Origin of the sequence: Gimesia sp., from assembly GCF_048262075.1 — a bacterium.
In the GTDB taxonomy this organism is placed as follows: Bacteria; Planctomycetota; Planctomycetia; order Planctomycetales; family Planctomycetaceae; genus Gimesia.
This window is the reverse complement of record NZ_JBLXFK010000009.1, coordinates 19140-34831: the sequence shown is the minus strand read 5'-3', so window position 1 is coordinate 34831 and position 15692 is coordinate 19140. Positions and strand designations below refer to the sequence as shown.

Genomic DNA, 15692 nt, shown 5'->3' with positions numbered 1-15692 from the left:
ACATGGGAATAGTTCGATCATTCAGGCAGATTCTGCAGCCAGTAGATGAGCACGGTTCCTACTTTTTTCAGACTGGTTCCTGAACAGTAGCGTGGAATGTCGCGCGTCGTATGCCAGGCCGGGTAATCAAAATCGATTATATCGCATGTTGGGATCCCGGCGATTTCATTCAGGGGGAGATGGTCATCCCGAATTTCAAACTTGGCCTGAGGAATAAACTCCCGCACCCCGGTTTTTCTGGCTGCTTCCCAGATGCTGCGCGTTAACTGGGGAGCATACTTCAAGCTGTTTTTTTCCATGTAGATTCCCAGGTTTCTGTCGGCGATCATATCCAGCAGAACCCCGTAAACATATTCGAATTCACGCGGTTGATTCTTGTACTGTTTGGCAAAATATTTCGATCCCAGAAAATACGGATCATTCTGACGGTAGACAAGCTCTTCACCATCAAAGAAGACGAAATCGACTCCGTAGCCATGGCTGACTTTGAGTTCCCGCATCACATTTCCCAGTTCCATGAGGAAGGCGACACCGCTTCCGCCATCGTTGGCCCCGATGAATAAGCCCTGTGGTTGATTTCGGTCGCGGTCGGGAAATGGCCTGGTGTCATAGTGGCAGGCCAGCAGGATGCGTTTTTTGGCTTCCGGATTCCAGCTGACAATCATGTTGTTCATCCGCACCGGATTACCGGTAATGGGGTGCGGTGCATCAAAGGACTGGAACTGGACTTTTGCTTTCAGTTCCTTGAAATGGTCCAGAATGATTTTCTGCTGAGCCGCCATGCCGGGAGAACCACTAATGCGGGATTTGAGGCGACAAATTCTGGTGAGATATTCATAAGAGCGTTTTGCGTCAAATGTTGTCCTGGTTTCTGGGTCATCTGCAATGCCGTCGGTCAGAGAAACCGCTCCTGCCAGGAGTAGCAGGGAGAGATAAACCACAGTTTGTTTCAGTCGCCACAACATGGGTACCCGTTTCATGGTCATTCGTTATGTTTTTATGATCTGTAAAAGAGGATCATCTACAAATAAACGATTCCTGTTACATGAATAGTAGCTTGATCGACATGCAGACAAGAGCAATATATAAAACTGTGCGGATGAAGGCATCCCCTTTTTTGACTGCCAGGTTTGATCCGATCCATCCCCCTACCGACATTCCCATCATCAGGACCAGGCCGGTACCCCACCAGATTTGACCTTGCCATGCGAAGATACCAATCGCCGCCACCGTATAGACAGCAACGATAAATACCTTATGCATGTTCGTCCTTAATAAATCGATATTCATTACATTATGAATAATGGCAATCAGAATAAAGCCGACACCTGCCTGAATGAATCCGCCATAAAATCCTGCCAGAACCATCAGCAGATATGCGGTAACTGGCACAGGTGGTTCAGAAGCGGTGTTCGTGGAAAGCTCCTCAACGTTTGCCGAACCGGCGGAGGGGGCTTCGACTTTCTGGTTCGGCTTTTTCTTTTTACGATTACCAAGAATCATTGTCACCAGAACTCCCAGCATGACAACAGCCAGAACACGATTAAACCAGGCATTGCTGAGTTTGGTGCCTAAAAATGCGCCAATCACAGTGCCAGGCAGCGCACACAGAGCCAATGTCAGGCTGAGGCGGTAATCGGAGAATCCCTTTTGTTTAAAACCAGCGATCGCAGTCAGGTTCTGGCCTAAAATAGCGATACGAACTGTCCCATTGGTGACAGCACCTGGGATATCCAGAAACACCATGATGGGCATCAGGATAAGTGAACCTCCGCCTGCCAGAACATTCAGAATACCAGCAATACAGCCGACACCTGCCAGTAATAGATAATGCCACCAGACCAACTTGTTCTTCTTTCCATCAGGAATTGATATTGATGTGGATGTTCTGAATGTTCCCCTGCTTTTGGGGGAATTGAATTCGGCCGCGGGATTAAGGATTTCTCCCGCTATCATTTCTCGACTGTTGTGCTAATCTATCCGTTTCCAGGACAGCATAGTAAACTTTGCGATAGTTACGATAGTTTAAAGTGTAAAGCTTTCTATGGCAGAGTACCAAGAGAATGCAGTTCAATTTACGACAAACATTCACAATCTTTTTTCAAAAAAAGCGAATCCTGCTTGCGCTAAGTGGTGTGACACTTTTATTTCTGCATACGGGTTGTCACTCTGAGTCGCTGGATCAAAAAAGATCAGACGCTCCGAGTGAGAGTTCTGTTCAGAAACCTGCGCTGAAAATCGCTGACTGGCGATATGTAGAAGAGGTCGTTGCCGACAATCAGGGGAAAATTGTGGTCGTTGATCTCTGGTCAACCTCCTGTCCTCCCTGCCTGCGTGAGTTTCCGGATCTGGTTACTTTGCAGAAGGAGTACCCGACAGAGGTGCTTTGTGTGTCCTTCAATTGTGATTATTTTGGAGGCAAGAATTATCCTCCCGAATATTATCGAAAGCCTGTTGAAAAGTTTCTCACGGAACAAAAGGCCTATATGAGGAATATCATCAGTAATGTGCCTGCGGAGGAATTGTTTCCCACACTGGATCTGGCCTCAATGCCTGCTACCTACGTTTATGACCGGCAGGGTAAACTTGCGAAACGTTTTGACAATGAACGTCGCGAGTATGGAAAGGAAGGATACACTTATCAACGTGATGTGATCCCTTTCGTAGAGAGCATGTTGAAAACAGACGCACTCAAACAATGAGTGCAGCGATCATGCCCGAGAGGACAATTCCATCCCAGGTTCCCGCTCCGCCTATGCTGATTGAAGGCGAATTCAGTTTTTTGAAGTCATTCCAGTGAAACAGGTCGGCTCCAATCAGTGGACCTGAGATACCGATCACAAAAGCAATGGGAGCATACAAAGCCTGATAATTCATGTCCGCATTGCCGGTCAGTGGTCCGATAATCCCAAATCCCAGGATGGTTGCGATCACAGAAACCAGCGGCGGTATTAAGAGGGGCATCGCAATTCCCATTCCCGGAACCAGCCGTGAAGTGCGGTAACAGATCACGGTATTCAGGCAGATTCCCACAATAGTCACCAGGATGGGAGTAATGCCCCCCCCGATAATGAATCGAGAGAGCCAGATAGCCAGTAAAACGGGAATCACGCAACCACCCAGATTGACAGCGATAATGGCTTCCTGTCGCAAACGCTGCATTTTCGGCATCAGCTGCATTCCAGCCAGGGATTCAAAGACAGGGACATTCACTTCCCGATCGAGCGGGAACCTTGCGATGGGGAAGTTGATCAAAGAGCCAAAGATCATTCCAAACAGTACCAGAATGGCAGCCTGCGGACTGAGATGCAGATTTCGCAAGGCCGTCTCTGCCAGATCGACGAAGATCAGTGGCAGCATGCAGCCCAAAAAAATCATCAGGCTCAGAATCATGCAACCTGAAACGGGAGGCGTCTGAAATTGCTGGGGTGGCTGTGTCGACACGCTCAATCATCTTTCTTTTCTGGTCAATTGGTGGTCTGCTGATTCGATACATATAGACAGGAGCTGGATTCGAGACCACTGTTTTACCCGGGTATTTTAGCGGGCCACCCCGATTCCCGCAGGTTTGAAGCGGGAATATTCGGAACAATTCCTACCTTCTCGCTGATTTCATACTGTGGAGACAGCCGGGAAGGATGAAATTCCACGAAGTCCCGCTACAATCAAGGTATGGCAGGAAACAGTTTTGGACAAGCATTTCGGATCACAACAGCTGGCGAAAGCCATGGTCCGGGCAATGTCGTGATAATTGATGGCGTTCCACCAGGAATTCCGATCAGCGTGGAAGATATGCTGGTTGATCTCAATCGCCGCAAACCGGGACAAAGCAAGATTGTCACGCAGCGCAAAGAAGCAGACCATCCTGAAATCCTCTCAGGTGTGTTTGAGGGAATCACGACGGGGACCAGTCTGGCAATTCTTATTCGCAATGAAGACCAGCGTAGTAAAGATTATAGCGATATCAAAGACAAGTATCGCCCCGGACATGCGGACTACACCTACGATGCGAAATACGGCTTCCGCGATTACCGTGGTGGTGGACGTTCCAGCGCACGTGAAACGAATGTCCGCGTGGCTGCAGGTGTTGTCGCCAAGAAAATTCTGGACGCATCATTCGGCGGACGTATCATCGGTTATGTGACTCAGGTCGGGCATCTCAAGGCCAAGATCTCCGATCCGACATCTATCACGGCAGCACAGGTTGAAACATTTTCAGATGGCAGTTTGAACCCGGTCCGCTGTCCGGATCATGATCTGGCACGTCAGATGTTCGACTTCATTGATACCGTCAGAAAAGACGGTGATTCCATCGGAGGCGTTGCCGAAATTGCTGCCATCAATGTCCCCGCTGGTCTGGGGGAACCGGTTTTTGACAAACTGAAAGCGGATATTGCCAAAGCTCTGTTTAGTATCCCTGCGGTTCTGGGCGTTGAATATGGATCCGGATTCGGATGTGCTACCATGCGTGGCAGTGAGAATAATGACCACTTTGTTGCTGAAGAGAGTAACAATAGTGAATCTCCTGTGATTGCAACGGACACGAATCGTCATGGAGGCAGCCTGGGCGGGATCTCCACAGGTCAACCTCTTGTCTTTCGTGCCGCCGTCAAACCAACCAGTAGTTTACTGATCGAACAACCGACGGTTACGAGCCAGGGGGAAGCGACAACGATTCGCACAAAGGGGAGACATGATCCCTGTCTGTTACCGCGCTTCGTCCCGATAGCTGAAGCAATGATTGCCATTACTCTGGCCGACCACTGGTTACGCTGGCGGGCTCAATGTGCGGCAGCTCCGGATTGCACTCGTAACGTTTAAGAGAGAAATCCAACATGGCCTGGATACAAAAGCAGATTCGTCTGCCTGCGTTTCGACGTGGGTTTCATATTGTCACACGCGAAGTTCTCAGTGAAATTCCCGAACTCTCGGCGATCAAGGTCGGCTTAATGCATGTCTTTATCATGCATACTTCCGCTTCACTTTCAATCAATGAAAATGCGGATCCTGATGTCCCCGTGGATCTGGAAATGTCGTTTAATAAGATTGCGCCGGAATCATTTCCATATGTGCATACCTGTGAGGGGCCCGATGATATGCCCGCTCATGTCAAAGCTTCTCTGCTTGGAAATTCTTTGACGATCCCGATCAGTGAAGGGCGTCTGTGCCTGGGAACCTGGCAGGGAATTTATCTGTGTGAGCACCGCGATCATGGCGGCAGTCGTCGACTGGTCGTCACGATCCAGGGTGAACAGTCTGAGTAACTTCTACTCTGACGATTTTAATTACCCACACAGTAAAGATGTTTATCTGAGCGGATAAAGAGGTCTCCCTCGCTGATCGCGGGGGAAGCGCTGAAGTCTTCATTATCGTTCGTCAGGCGGTTCACAGAGATCTGTTCCAGTTGATCGCTGGCTTTGATGACATAAGTTTCGCCGGAGCGGGATATAAAATAGATTTTGCCATCAGCAATGACTGGTGAAGAATAGTCACTGCCACGAAAGCCTCCTCCACCAGATCGTCCACCGAAGCGGTTGCCGCCTGCTGCCGCGTCTCGGTCATCCGTGGCGACTGAATCTCCTGAGTCCAGCCGACCACGGAAGATCCGTTCTCCGGTTTTGGCGTCGATGCAGTTGACGATGCCGCGCGAGAAGAAATAAATTCGTCCCTGGTACATCACCGGTGTTTCAATTCGGTTGGCATCGCGTCCGGTCCAGAGGATATTTGTTTTGGTGACGTCACCTTTACCTCCTGCTTTGACAGCGATTGATCCGCCGCCCCGACCTTCAATTCCGTAGACAACACCGTTCTCTGCGATCACGCTGGAACAATAGGTGTCTGTATCCATGGCTTCACAATACCAGCGTAATTTTCCGTTCTCTGGATTCATGCCCCAGATCTCATAAGGAACACCCAGAACCAGATCTGTCTCCCCTTCACTCCCCTTGACCAGAACGGGAGTGCCCCAGGTCGCGTTAAAGCCTGTGGATTCCTGTCTCCAGACTTCTTTGCCGGTCTTTTTATCGAGACCGACCAGGGCTTCACTTTCCGCAGTCGCGGTAACGATCAGCAGATCTTTGTAGAGAATCGGGCTGGATGAAGAGCCCCATCTGCGGGGGTCGAGTTCATCGCCGACGATAGTCTGCCACAGCTGATTGCCATCCAGATCGTAAGCAACCGCTCCCGATTTTCCGAAATAAGCATAGACGTGTTTCCCGTCAGAAGTCGGGGTATGTGACGCATAACCGTGCTCGGCAAACATACCGGTATACACGTCTTCCGGAAGCACCGGCTTCACCGTTTTATCCCAGAGGGTTTTTCCTGATTTTCGATCCAGGCAGACTAAGTGTCTGCGCAGGTCTTTTTGATCTCCGGGGTTGTTGCGAGTCATCCCATAGCCCGACCAGCAGGTGACAAAAACTTTGTTACCTACAATGATCGGACTGGATGAGCCATGACCTGGCAGAGCCACTTTCCATTTGAGGTTCTGCTGAGGACTCCATTTGTCAGGCGTCGCCTGTTTTTCATCAGAAACCCCTGATCCGTTTGGTCCCCGAAATCGCATCCAGTCTGCCTGAACGCTTGAGGAAATAAACATCAACAAAGCGAAGACAGCAATTTTGGGCTGCATGGCATGCTTCCTGAAACTGGATACTTTAACGAACCAAACGGATGACAGCAGGTTTTTAAGACACAGTTTAGTTGTCCGATTCAGGACGCTTGGGGCGATCCCCGTCTGAATCACGACCACCGCGGTTGCCTCGGTCGCCACGATCTCTACCACCTGATCTGTTACGGGAGTTAAACTGTTCTGACATTTTAGTCAGTTCGGCTTTATCAATTTCCTTGTCTTTATTGGTATCGATCCGATCGAACATGGACTGCATTCTCTCAGGCAGTTCTTCTTTGGTGAGTTTGCCGTCTTTATTTTTATCGTTACCCATCATTCGTTCGACAAAGTCACCGCCTCGACTACCACGGTTTCCTTCTCCACGTCCAAAACCTCCAGGTCCAAAGCCTCCAGGTCCTCCTGGGCCACGACGATCTCCATCACGACGGCCGAAGCCACCAAAATCAGGGCGCAGTTCATCTTCGGTCAGTTTCCCGTTTTTGTCTTTGTCCAGTTTCTGGAGTGCAACAGTAGCATTGTCGATTTCTTCTTTGGAGAGTTCGCCGTCCTTGTTAACGTCCAGAGTAATGAAGATCGGTAACATCAACATGAAATTAGGACGTCCACCAGGACCTCCTCGGCCATCACGGGGACCACCTTCCCGGGGACCACGGTCACGATCACCGCGTTCACGCCCTTCCGGACGATCGCCTCGTTCGGGACGGTCTCCCTCTTTTGGAGGCTGTGCCGATACAAGTGTGGTGGCGCTGATTGCGAGTAAAGCAGCACCAACTGAAAATAGACGTGACATACGCATTTGAAGGTCTCCAGAAATGTGATTTAGAAATGTTAAGTGTCTTAAACCAGTGGGTTTACAGCACTGGCTGTATGTTAAATTGAAATGAGATTTCAAGGTCCGTTCTCTACTGATTCCACACCGGTTCTTAAGAATTGGTGAGATAGTGAAGATGGCTGTGTACCTCGATCACATTTAAGCTACAAAAATCAAACCCGGGTGACGAGAAAATGTTTCGAAAAACTCAATAATCTCTAAGAATTTCTACGAACATTAAAATGTGATATTGCGACAATCTGACCGAAAAAAAAACGTCTGCAGGAAAACTGCAGACGTTTTGAAATCCATTGATGGCACTCTCGCTCAAACTTCTGTTATTTGAACGCAGTGATACCGGGCATAGCGACGGGAGGAACCGGTTTAGGGCCCCACTCGTAACTGGCTGGGGTCAGGTCTTCTTTGGAATTCATAGCTTCATCCCAGGTGATTGATTTTCCGGTATAAGCTGCCATGCGTCCCATAATTGCCAGCATGGTGCTCTTCGTCATGTAGTCACCATTATTCAGCGGTTCGCCTGAGCGAATGCTTGCGAAGAATTCATCATGTTCAACTTGATACATGTTTTTACTTTTGTCCCGGAACTGCCAGGTCTTTTCGCCTTGGGGGTTATAAATCCGATGTTTAAAGACATCGACACGGCCTTTAGTACCAAATACATGATCAGAGACATCGACGGCGCATCCATCCTGCTGTCGACAACGGCTGAAACCTTTGACGCCATTCGGGTATTCATAAACGATCGCAAAGTGATCGAAGATATTGCCATACTCTTTCCCGGTTCTTGTCTGCCGACCACCAGTACCACTACAGGCCAGCGGGGTCTGATCTTTCATCGTCCAGGCCATTTTATCCAGGCTGTGGACATGTTGCTCTGTGTTGAAATCTCCAGAAAGCCAAGTGAAATAGAGCCAGTTTCGCATCTGCCATTCCATATCGCTCCATTCGGGTTGCCGCTCAAACATCCATAATCCACGGGTATTGTAACTGCATTGAATGGCCATCACGTCGCCGACTGCGCCGTCGTGGATTTGCTTGAAGGTTTCCCGCATTCCCTGGTGATAACGCCAGCAGAGTCCGGAAACGATCGAAAGGTTCTTTTGTTTTGCCAGCTTGCAGGTTTCCAGAACGGATCGTACGCCGGGCGCATCTACGGCAACTGGCTTTTCAGCGAATACATGTTTACCCGCTTCAATCGCTGCGCGCAATTGCATGGGACGGAAGTGGGGGGGCGTTGTCAACAGTACGACGTCGACACAGTCAATCACTTTCTGATAAGAATCGAAGCCGACAAATTTGTGATCGGCGTCTACCTGAACCTGCTCGGCGACGGGGTTCTTCTTCAGATTCTGAAAGCTCTTGTCCAGATGGTCATAAAAAGTATCACCCATGGCGACCAGTTTGGCATTCGGGTCAGCCGCCAGCGCCTGGGCAGCAGCCCCGGTTCCACGTCCCCCACAACCAACCAGCCCCACGCGGATCACATCACTGCCTCCGGCAAACAGACTGGTTTGCAGAGCAGTCATCTGAGAGGAACCAGCGAATGCGGCACTTGTGAATGTAGAAGCAGCGGCCACAGCTGCTGTGCCGTTTTTAATAAATTCACGCCGCGTAGTGGAGGGAGAAGTCTGAGGTTGGTTGGTATTCATTTGATAATCCTGAATTAATTAGTTTCGTTGAAAAACTGATTCCTTAGGATACCATACCCAACCCACTGTTTTCGAGGCAAAAAGTAGAACTGACAAGAGGTTTTCGCAAGAGGGATTGAACCTGTGAACAGATTGGGTTTCAGTTAAATCTCAGTCATCAGTGCATCAATGTGATCTCGTCCAAAGCGCTGCAGACTGGCTGCTCCCAGATTGACGTAGTGTTGCCAGGTAGCTTTGAGGCGTTCCTGCTGCTGTTCGGTGAGAACTTTAATCTGACGGGCTGGACAGCCTGCCCAGAGTGTACCCGGGGGAACGTGAATCCCTTCCCTTACCAAGGCGCCTGCGGCGATTAATGCTCCCTTTCCGATCACACAACGGCTGAGTACAGTCGCGCCGATGGCAATCATCGCATCATCTTCCACGATAGAACCATGCACGATGGCAGCGTGTCCCAGGGTCACGCGATCACCGAGAATACAGGGATGCTGATAATCAGTATGCAGGATTGATCCGTCCTGTACGTTGGTCTCTTCTCCCACCTCAATATATTCCAGGTCACCGCGCAACACACACTGATGCCAGACCGTACTACGAGCTTTGAGGCGAACTCTTCCGGTGACAATTGCGTCTGATGTCACCCAGGCTGTAGGATCGATAATTGGTGAAGCATGGAGTGCCTGCCAGTCACAGTCCACTTCTGGATAAGGTAATTCGGGAGGAGCGGGAATCTCGGATGGCATTTGTGGCCAGTCAGGTGAAGAAGATTCACAATTCATCAGAAGGACTCTTTTCTTGTGGGGCTGGTAAGTCGGCAGCCTGGCTCAGACTGCTGTTCGGAATAGTGGGGCGTTTCTTTTCCATCAAAAACAAACCACCGATTGTCAAAGCGGTTCCACTTAACAGCCAGACGGTTAATTCTTCACCGAAACAGAGAACGCCAGCGAAAGCCGCCATTGCCGTTTGGGATGCATTTAACAGGTTGACCCGGGTCACCGTCAGATATTTCATGGAGGCACCAATGGCGAAAAACGCAATGGCATTCATGATGCCTCCCACCAGCATCACCAGGTACTGCCAGGGAGTTGTGATCCAGAAAATTGAGATTCCCAGTCGATAAACGGCGACACCAGTCAGGCAGATCAGTCCTGTGGTGCTGATCAACACCAGGGTAGCGGAGATGGACGTTTCCCCTCGAACCGAACCGCGAATCACTGCACCTCCTGCCCCATAAGAACAGCCAGCAAAGCCTGCGACAAAAATAGTGAGTGCCACAGTCGCCATGGCGCTGGAATGATGTTCCATCTTTTCAAAAACGGATTCCTCTGCCTGGTGGGCCCCCAGGCTAAGGATCACTATCGCGGCCGTTAGAATCAGCATGGAAGTAAACATGCGCGGCGTGATTGCTTCTTCCAGGAAGATTCGCCCCAGCAGGGCACCTGTTGTCAGTAGCGTGGCGAAGCAGAGGGGCACGGTAAAAGCCAGCCCCCCCAGGCTAAGTGACCATTGAAACATGACATTTCCACCGAACTGCATGACCAGTCCGGTCAGAATTAATGGCAGGACCAGTCGTCGCGGTGGTAGTGCAGGAAGTCCCTGTGATCCCCGATAGGCAACCAGGGCCCAGCCAACGATGGTTGCGGGCACCGATTTTAAAGCAGAGATCCAGATCGCCCAGTCAGCATTGTTGTCCACAGCCGCTTCGCGCAAAGCGATATTGGCGGCGGTATAAGCTATCGCAGACAGCAGGCCATACAACGTGCCCTTTACTGTTGGGGAGAGCCCGCCAGTGTATTCGCTTTCGGAGTTTTCAGGCAAAGCAGGCGCATCCGATGCAGTCTCTTTAATCGTCTTCACCTTCTTGCTCCAGTTGCTGCAACTCGATGATACGCGGGTCGAGTTCTTCTACAATCGCATAGCGGCCCTCTGACCAGCGGAAGAAGTCAACATCACGACATTTTTGGCTGCAGAATGGAAACGGTGATTGGTCATCACTCGCCTGGGAGGTGACGACCTTTCGGCATATGGGGCATGTTTGTGGTTGGATCATCGGATCCTCAGACAAAAGGGGGGAGCGAATTCAGGGTCTGATTCTCTTATAGATTATTCCAATGGAAATATCAAAGGTAATCAGGAATCCGAAGAACCACTCTTCCCGGAAGAGCCTGAATCACCACTGCTTTTTGAATCAGAGCTGGATGACTGTGCTTTGGAATCCGCGGCGGCATCTTTTTTGTAAGAGCTGCTCCGGTAATCGGTTTGGTAAAAACCAGAGCCTTTGAAGATGACTCCGCCACCTGCTCCGATCACGCGTTTGGCTTTCAGCTTTCCGCACTCAGGGCATTTTCTCAGAGGCTTTGCAGTAATAGACTGAAATACTTCCCATTTATGACCACACTGGGAACATTCATAATCATAAGTTGGCATTGGTAGAGACTCACAATTAAAAGGCAATGAGAAGTGATTAAGCTTCTGCAGGACCGGACGAAACAATAACTTTAGTAGGACGAACTACCCGATCATTGAGAATGAAACCCTGTTCCAGTTCCTGAATGACTGTCATTGGTGGATGCTCCTCGGAAGGCATCTGTTGCAGTGCTTCGTGCAGGTTCGGATCGAACGGTTTTCCCAAGGCATCAATGGCTGTCACATTATGTTTAGAGAGAACATCAATCAGCTGTTTTGCTACCATTTCGACGCCCTGTTTGAGGTCACCGACCTGGTCGGCACTTTCAGCGGCATCGACGGCCCGTTTCAGGTTATCCAGAGCCGGTAGCAGATCCTGGATGAAAGGCGCTGCCGCATACTGGCGGAGCAGTTCCATTTCTTTCTGATGGCGTTTACGGACATTGTCCAATTCGGCCTGTGAACGCAGAAAACGATCCTGATTCTCATCTCGCTCGGAAATAGCAGTCTGCAGTTGCTCTTCGACTGTCGGCGATTCCTCTGTCACATTATTCTCCTCAACCGGAACCTCTTCGGTCTGGTTTTGAATCTCTTCTGGTTGTTCCATGTCTGTCATTTTTCTGACCTGCTACGCTATTACAAACTGTTTTGAATATGAAACAAAAAAACGGAATACTTCCTGACACACTTTCACATCGATTAATCGGAATGTGTGAAGTATTCCTTCAATTTGTCAAAAAACGAATTACGGTTCGGGCTGCGGTGGGACGAGACTTCCGCGTGCTCAATTTCTGCCAGTTCACGCAACAGCTCTTCTTCCCGCTCTGATATTTTCTTAGGGACATCAATCTGCACGACCACATGCAGGTCGCCGCGCCGGCCCCCATGTGGATTAGGCATTCCCTGGCCTTTCAGACGAAAGACTTCGCCTGGTTGAGTTCCCGAAGGAATTTTCAGATCGTGTCGCCCTTCCAGTGTCGGGATCTCGATATTGGCTCCCAAAGCAGCCTGTGTGTATGTGATGGGAACATGGCAACTCAGTTCCTGTTCCTCGCGGCGGAAAAGTGGATGCTCATCAACCCCAATGACGACGTACAGGTCTCCCCGTGGTCCCCCATTGGCACCGGGGTTTCCCTCACCTCTCAGGCAGAGTTGCATACCGTTATCAATGCCTGCAGGAACTTTAATTTCCAGCGTAGTTTCTTGGGCAACGCGACCTTCTCCACGGCAGTCCGAACATTTTTCGACGATCACTTTTCCCGCTCCGCGGCACCGCGGACAGGTTGTCTGGACCCGGAAAAATCCCTGGGATTGCACTACCTGACCGGCACCGCCACAGTAATCGCATTCATCTGGTTGCGTGCCTGGTTTTGCACCCGTACCATGGCAGGAATCACAGGTTTCGTGGCGATTGATATGAATTTCTCGTTCACAGCCTGCTGCGGCATCCAGCAGGTCGATTTGCAGGCTGGTTCTCAGGCTTTCCCCCTGTCGCGGACGGTTGCCGCCGCGCTGGGATGAATTTCGGAAACCGAAGCCTTCAAACAGATCGCCAAATGCACTGAAGATATCGGAGACATCATGGAACTGACTGCCGCCTGCACCAAAATCAGCGTGTCCATATCGATCATAATGGGCACGTTTTTTTTCATCCCCGAGGATTTCAAATGCTTCTGCAGCTTCTTTAAAACGCAAAACTGCTTCTTCGTCACCGGGGTTGCGGTCCGGGTGATTAGCCAGCGCCAGTTTTTTGTACGCTTTTTTGATTTCAACGGTGGTCACTTCGCGCGATACGCCGAGAACTTCATAATAATCGCGTTTCGATGCCATAAATCACAACTCGTCGTATATCTAAAAGGTTTAGAACCAGATCATGTCCGCTCTGATCAGGTCCCTGCTATCATCGTTCTTGTCAGAACTGAAAAAAACGGGCCACCATTTTACGGCGGCCCGTCTATCATCACAATGTTTCTTCTGAATTCCAGTGAAAGAACTCAGTCTGTATCAGAAACTATCGAACACTTCCTTCGACGTCGGCCAGCTTTTTACCTTCGGTGCTGTCACTGCGTGTGACAAGTACCTGGGTGGTCAGCATGAGTCCAGCAATCGAGGCGGCGTTTTTCAGGGCATTTTTCACGACCTTGGCCGGATCAATAATTCCTGCTTTGAACATGTCGACGTATTCACCACTGTTGGCATTGTAACCTTTGGAGCCAGTCAGCTGTTTGACTTCATCGGCGACAACGGCACCATCAGTTCCGCAGTTTTCTGCGATCTGTCGGATTGGTCCTTCCAAAGCACGTGCGACAATCTGGATGCCGATTTTCTCGTCGTCGTTTTTGCCTTTGACTTTTTCGACAGCTTCAATGGATCGCAGCAGGGCAACACCACCACCGGGAAGAATTCCTTCTTCCACTGCAGCGCGTGTTGCATGCAGGGCATCTTCCATGCGGGCTTTGGTTTGCTTCATTTCTGTTTCGGTGGCTGCACCAACAGAAATAATGGCAACGCCACCAGTCAGCTTAGCCAGACGTTCCTGGTATTTTTCACGATCATATTCACTGTCAGTTTTTTCAAGCTGACCACGAATCTGAGCAACGCGTGCCTGCAATGCGTCTGTTTCGCCGGCACCTTCGATCAGGGTACAGGAATCTTTAGTAATTTCAATCTGCTTAGCCTGACCCAGTTGAGCCAGTTCCACTGATTCCAGTTTGATTCCCAGGTCTTCAGAAATCACGGTACCACCTGTCAGCACAGCAATGTCTGCCAGCATGGCTTTGCGGCGATCACCAAAGCCAGGAGCTTTGACTGCAGCAATATTGAGCACGCCACGCAGTTTGTTGACGACCAGGGCGGTCAGGGGTTCACCTTCTACGTCTTCAGCAATAATCAATAATGGCTTCCCTGTCTGTGAAACTTTTTCCAGCAGAGGTACCAGGTCTCGTAGAGCCGAGATTTTAGATTCATGAATCAGAATATAGCAGTCTTCCAGAATGCATTTCATGCCTTCCGTGTCAGTGACAAAGTAAGGTGAAATGTATCCTTTATCAAACTGCATCCCGTCTGCGAAAGACAGGGTCGTTTCATTTCCTTTGCCTTCTTCCACTGTGATCACGCCGTCACGACCTACTTTTTCAACGGCGTCAGCAATCAGGTTGCCGATGACATTATCGTTGTTGGCAGAGATAGCACCGACCTGGGCAATCTCTGCTTTTTCGGTGACAGGTTTAGCGAGTGCTTCGATCGCAGCGACAGCGGCTTCAACGGCTTTATCAATTCCCCGACGAACGATCATCGGATTTGCTCCCAGGGATAAGCCACGCAGGCCTTCCTGGTAGATGGAACGGGCTAAAACGGTAGCAGTCGTTGTTCCATCGCCGGCGACATCGCTGGTTTTGGTTGCGACTTCGTTGACCAGTTTCGCTCCCATGTTTTCGAAGGGGTCTTCGAGCTCAACTTCTTTACTGACTGTAACACCGTCTTTGGTTACCAGGGGGTTCCCAAAGCTTTTGTCGATGATCACATTGCGTCCCGTGGGGCCCATTGTGATGGCTACAGCGTCGCTGATAGTTTGCACGCCTTTTTGCAGCTTAGTACGTGCGCGATCTTCAAACAATAGTTGCTTTGCCACGCTTATAAACTCCTCTGTTTAACAGGAACGAACTTTCGATCGGATTGCTCCGTTCTCCCCTGCGTGATTTGTGATTGATTAAGATTCTCGAAGCAGGCAGAGAAAGAATTGCGTTTTACAATTCGATTCTCTGCCCGAATGATTCAATTAAGTACGTTCTTTACTTGATGATTTTGGCAAGAATGTCGCTTTCCCGCAGGATCTTGACGTCCTTACCACTGACTTCGATATCGGTTCCGCCGTATTTACCGTAGAGAACTTCATCACCGACTTCAACGGCAACCGGGCAACGCTCACCACTTTCCAGAAGACGTCCAGGTCCCACAGCGATTACAGTACCGCTCTGTGGTTTTTCCTGAGCTGTGTCAGGCAGAACAATCCCACCAGCGGTTGTTTCTTCTGCAACATTGGGTTCAATCACGATACGGTCATCAAGAGGATTCAGTTCCATTATGTTAACTCCCAAGTATTCCAATTAGTCTGGTTGTATGTGTGAATCCGGGAGCAGTTCCCGGAAGTAATATGTTTCTTTTTAACAATCAGGAT

Annotated in this window: 17 protein-coding genes; 3 read left to right on the top strand and 14 right to left on the bottom strand. The window is 49.8% G+C overall.

The features are described from left to right. Nucleotides 1-17: 17 nt before the first annotated feature. Both ACN0YH_RS17600 and ACN0YH_RS17595 read right to left on the bottom strand, forming a co-directional pair. Nucleotides 18-980, bottom strand: coding sequence for a M28 family peptidase (locus ACN0YH_RS17600; protein WP_417380894.1), 963 nt, complete (start codon nucleotides 978-980; stop codon nucleotides 18-20). 61 nt (nucleotides 981-1041) lie between these two features. Further along, nucleotides 1042-1845: a sulfite exporter TauE/SafE family protein gene (locus tag ACN0YH_RS17595; protein ID WP_417380893.1), complete on the bottom strand. Its 804-nt coding sequence runs from the start codon at nucleotides 1843-1845 to the stop codon at nucleotides 1042-1044. A gap of 218 nt (nucleotides 1846-2063) precedes the next feature. Between ACN0YH_RS17595 and ACN0YH_RS17590 the strand changes: the two genes are divergently transcribed. Next, the gene (locus ACN0YH_RS17590) at nucleotides 2064-2702 is read left to right on the top strand and encodes a TlpA disulfide reductase family protein (RefSeq protein ID WP_417380892.1); all 639 of its coding nucleotides are present in this window, start codon (nucleotides 2064-2066) and stop codon (nucleotides 2700-2702) included. Here the strand turns inward: ACN0YH_RS17590 and ACN0YH_RS17585 are convergent. Continuing rightward, a complete protein-coding gene (locus ACN0YH_RS17585) occupies nucleotides 2692-3444 on the bottom strand; it encodes a DUF1614 domain-containing protein (protein WP_417380891.1) in 753 nt (250 codons plus the stop codon). The two genes, ACN0YH_RS17590 and ACN0YH_RS17585, sit on opposite strands and share 11 nt — an antisense overlap. 228 nt (nucleotides 3445-3672) lie before the next feature. Between ACN0YH_RS17585 and aroC the strand changes: the two genes are divergently transcribed. Then, nucleotides 3673-4821, top strand: coding sequence for a chorismate synthase (aroC, locus tag ACN0YH_RS17580; protein ID WP_417380890.1), 1149 nt, complete (start codon nucleotides 3673-3675; stop codon nucleotides 4819-4821). Nucleotides 4822-4835: 14 nt separating this feature from the next. Continuing rightward, nucleotides 4836-5264 carry a secondary thiamine-phosphate synthase enzyme YjbQ gene (locus ACN0YH_RS17575; protein ID WP_417380889.1) on the top strand — a complete coding sequence of 143 codons (429 nt, stop codon included), beginning with the start codon at nucleotides 4836-4838 and terminating at the stop codon, nucleotides 5262-5264. A gap of 17 nt (nucleotides 5265-5281) precedes the next feature. On the opposite strand, the gene ACN0YH_RS17570 is transcribed toward ACN0YH_RS17575, so the two are convergent. From ACN0YH_RS17570 to ACN0YH_RS17520, 11 genes are all read right to left on the bottom strand, one after another. After that, on the bottom strand, nucleotides 5282-6631 hold the full coding sequence (locus ACN0YH_RS17570) for a PQQ-binding-like beta-propeller repeat protein (protein ID WP_417380888.1): 1350 nt from the start codon (nucleotides 6629-6631) through the stop codon (nucleotides 5282-5284). A gap of 67 nt (nucleotides 6632-6698) precedes the next feature. Continuing rightward, nucleotides 6699-7427 (bottom strand): hypothetical protein, encoded by a 729-nt coding sequence (locus tag ACN0YH_RS17565; RefSeq protein WP_417380887.1) that lies wholly within the window; start codon nucleotides 7425-7427, stop codon nucleotides 6699-6701. 353 nt (nucleotides 7428-7780) lie between these two features. Continuing rightward, nucleotides 7781-9112: a Gfo/Idh/MocA family protein gene (locus tag ACN0YH_RS17560; RefSeq protein WP_417380886.1), complete on the bottom strand. Its 1332-nt coding sequence runs from the start codon at nucleotides 9110-9112 to the stop codon at nucleotides 7781-7783. Between the two features lie 143 nt (nucleotides 9113-9255). Continuing rightward, entirely contained in the window at nucleotides 9256-9888 is a 633-nt protein-coding gene (locus ACN0YH_RS17555) for a gamma carbonic anhydrase family protein (protein WP_417380885.1), read from the bottom strand. Beyond that, a complete protein-coding gene (locus ACN0YH_RS17550) occupies nucleotides 9878-10966 on the bottom strand; it encodes a DMT family transporter (protein WP_417380884.1) in 1089 nt (362 codons plus the stop codon). Before ACN0YH_RS17550 ends, ACN0YH_RS17555 begins: the two co-directional genes overlap by 11 nt. After that, nucleotides 10953-11159 carry a DNA gyrase inhibitor YacG gene (locus tag ACN0YH_RS17545; RefSeq protein WP_417380883.1) on the bottom strand — a complete coding sequence of 69 codons (207 nt, stop codon included), beginning with the start codon at nucleotides 11157-11159 and terminating at the stop codon, nucleotides 10953-10955. Before ACN0YH_RS17545 ends, ACN0YH_RS17550 begins: the two co-directional genes overlap by 14 nt. Before the next feature lie 80 nt (nucleotides 11160-11239). After that, a complete protein-coding gene (locus ACN0YH_RS17540; RefSeq protein WP_417380882.1) occupies nucleotides 11240-11536 on the bottom strand; it encodes an FmdB family zinc ribbon protein in 297 nt (98 codons plus the stop codon). A gap of 37 nt (nucleotides 11537-11573) precedes the next feature. After that, nucleotides 11574-12122 (bottom strand): nucleotide exchange factor GrpE, encoded by a 549-nt coding sequence (grpE, locus tag ACN0YH_RS17535; RefSeq protein WP_417380880.1) that lies wholly within the window; start codon nucleotides 12120-12122, stop codon nucleotides 11574-11576. 92 nt (nucleotides 12123-12214) lie between these two features. Further along, nucleotides 12215-13345 (bottom strand): molecular chaperone DnaJ, encoded by a 1131-nt coding sequence (dnaJ, locus tag ACN0YH_RS17530; protein WP_417380878.1) that lies wholly within the window; start codon nucleotides 13343-13345, stop codon nucleotides 12215-12217. Nucleotides 13346-13526: 181 nt separating this feature from the next. Next, the gene (gene groL / locus ACN0YH_RS17525; RefSeq protein ID WP_417380877.1) at nucleotides 13527-15146 is read right to left on the bottom strand and encodes a chaperonin GroEL; all 1620 of its coding nucleotides are present in this window, start codon (nucleotides 15144-15146) and stop codon (nucleotides 13527-13529) included. A gap of 160 nt (nucleotides 15147-15306) precedes the next feature. Further along, entirely contained in the window at nucleotides 15307-15597 is a 291-nt protein-coding gene (locus ACN0YH_RS17520) for a co-chaperone GroES (protein ID WP_002647162.1), read from the bottom strand. Nucleotides 15598-15692 lie beyond the last annotated feature (95 nt).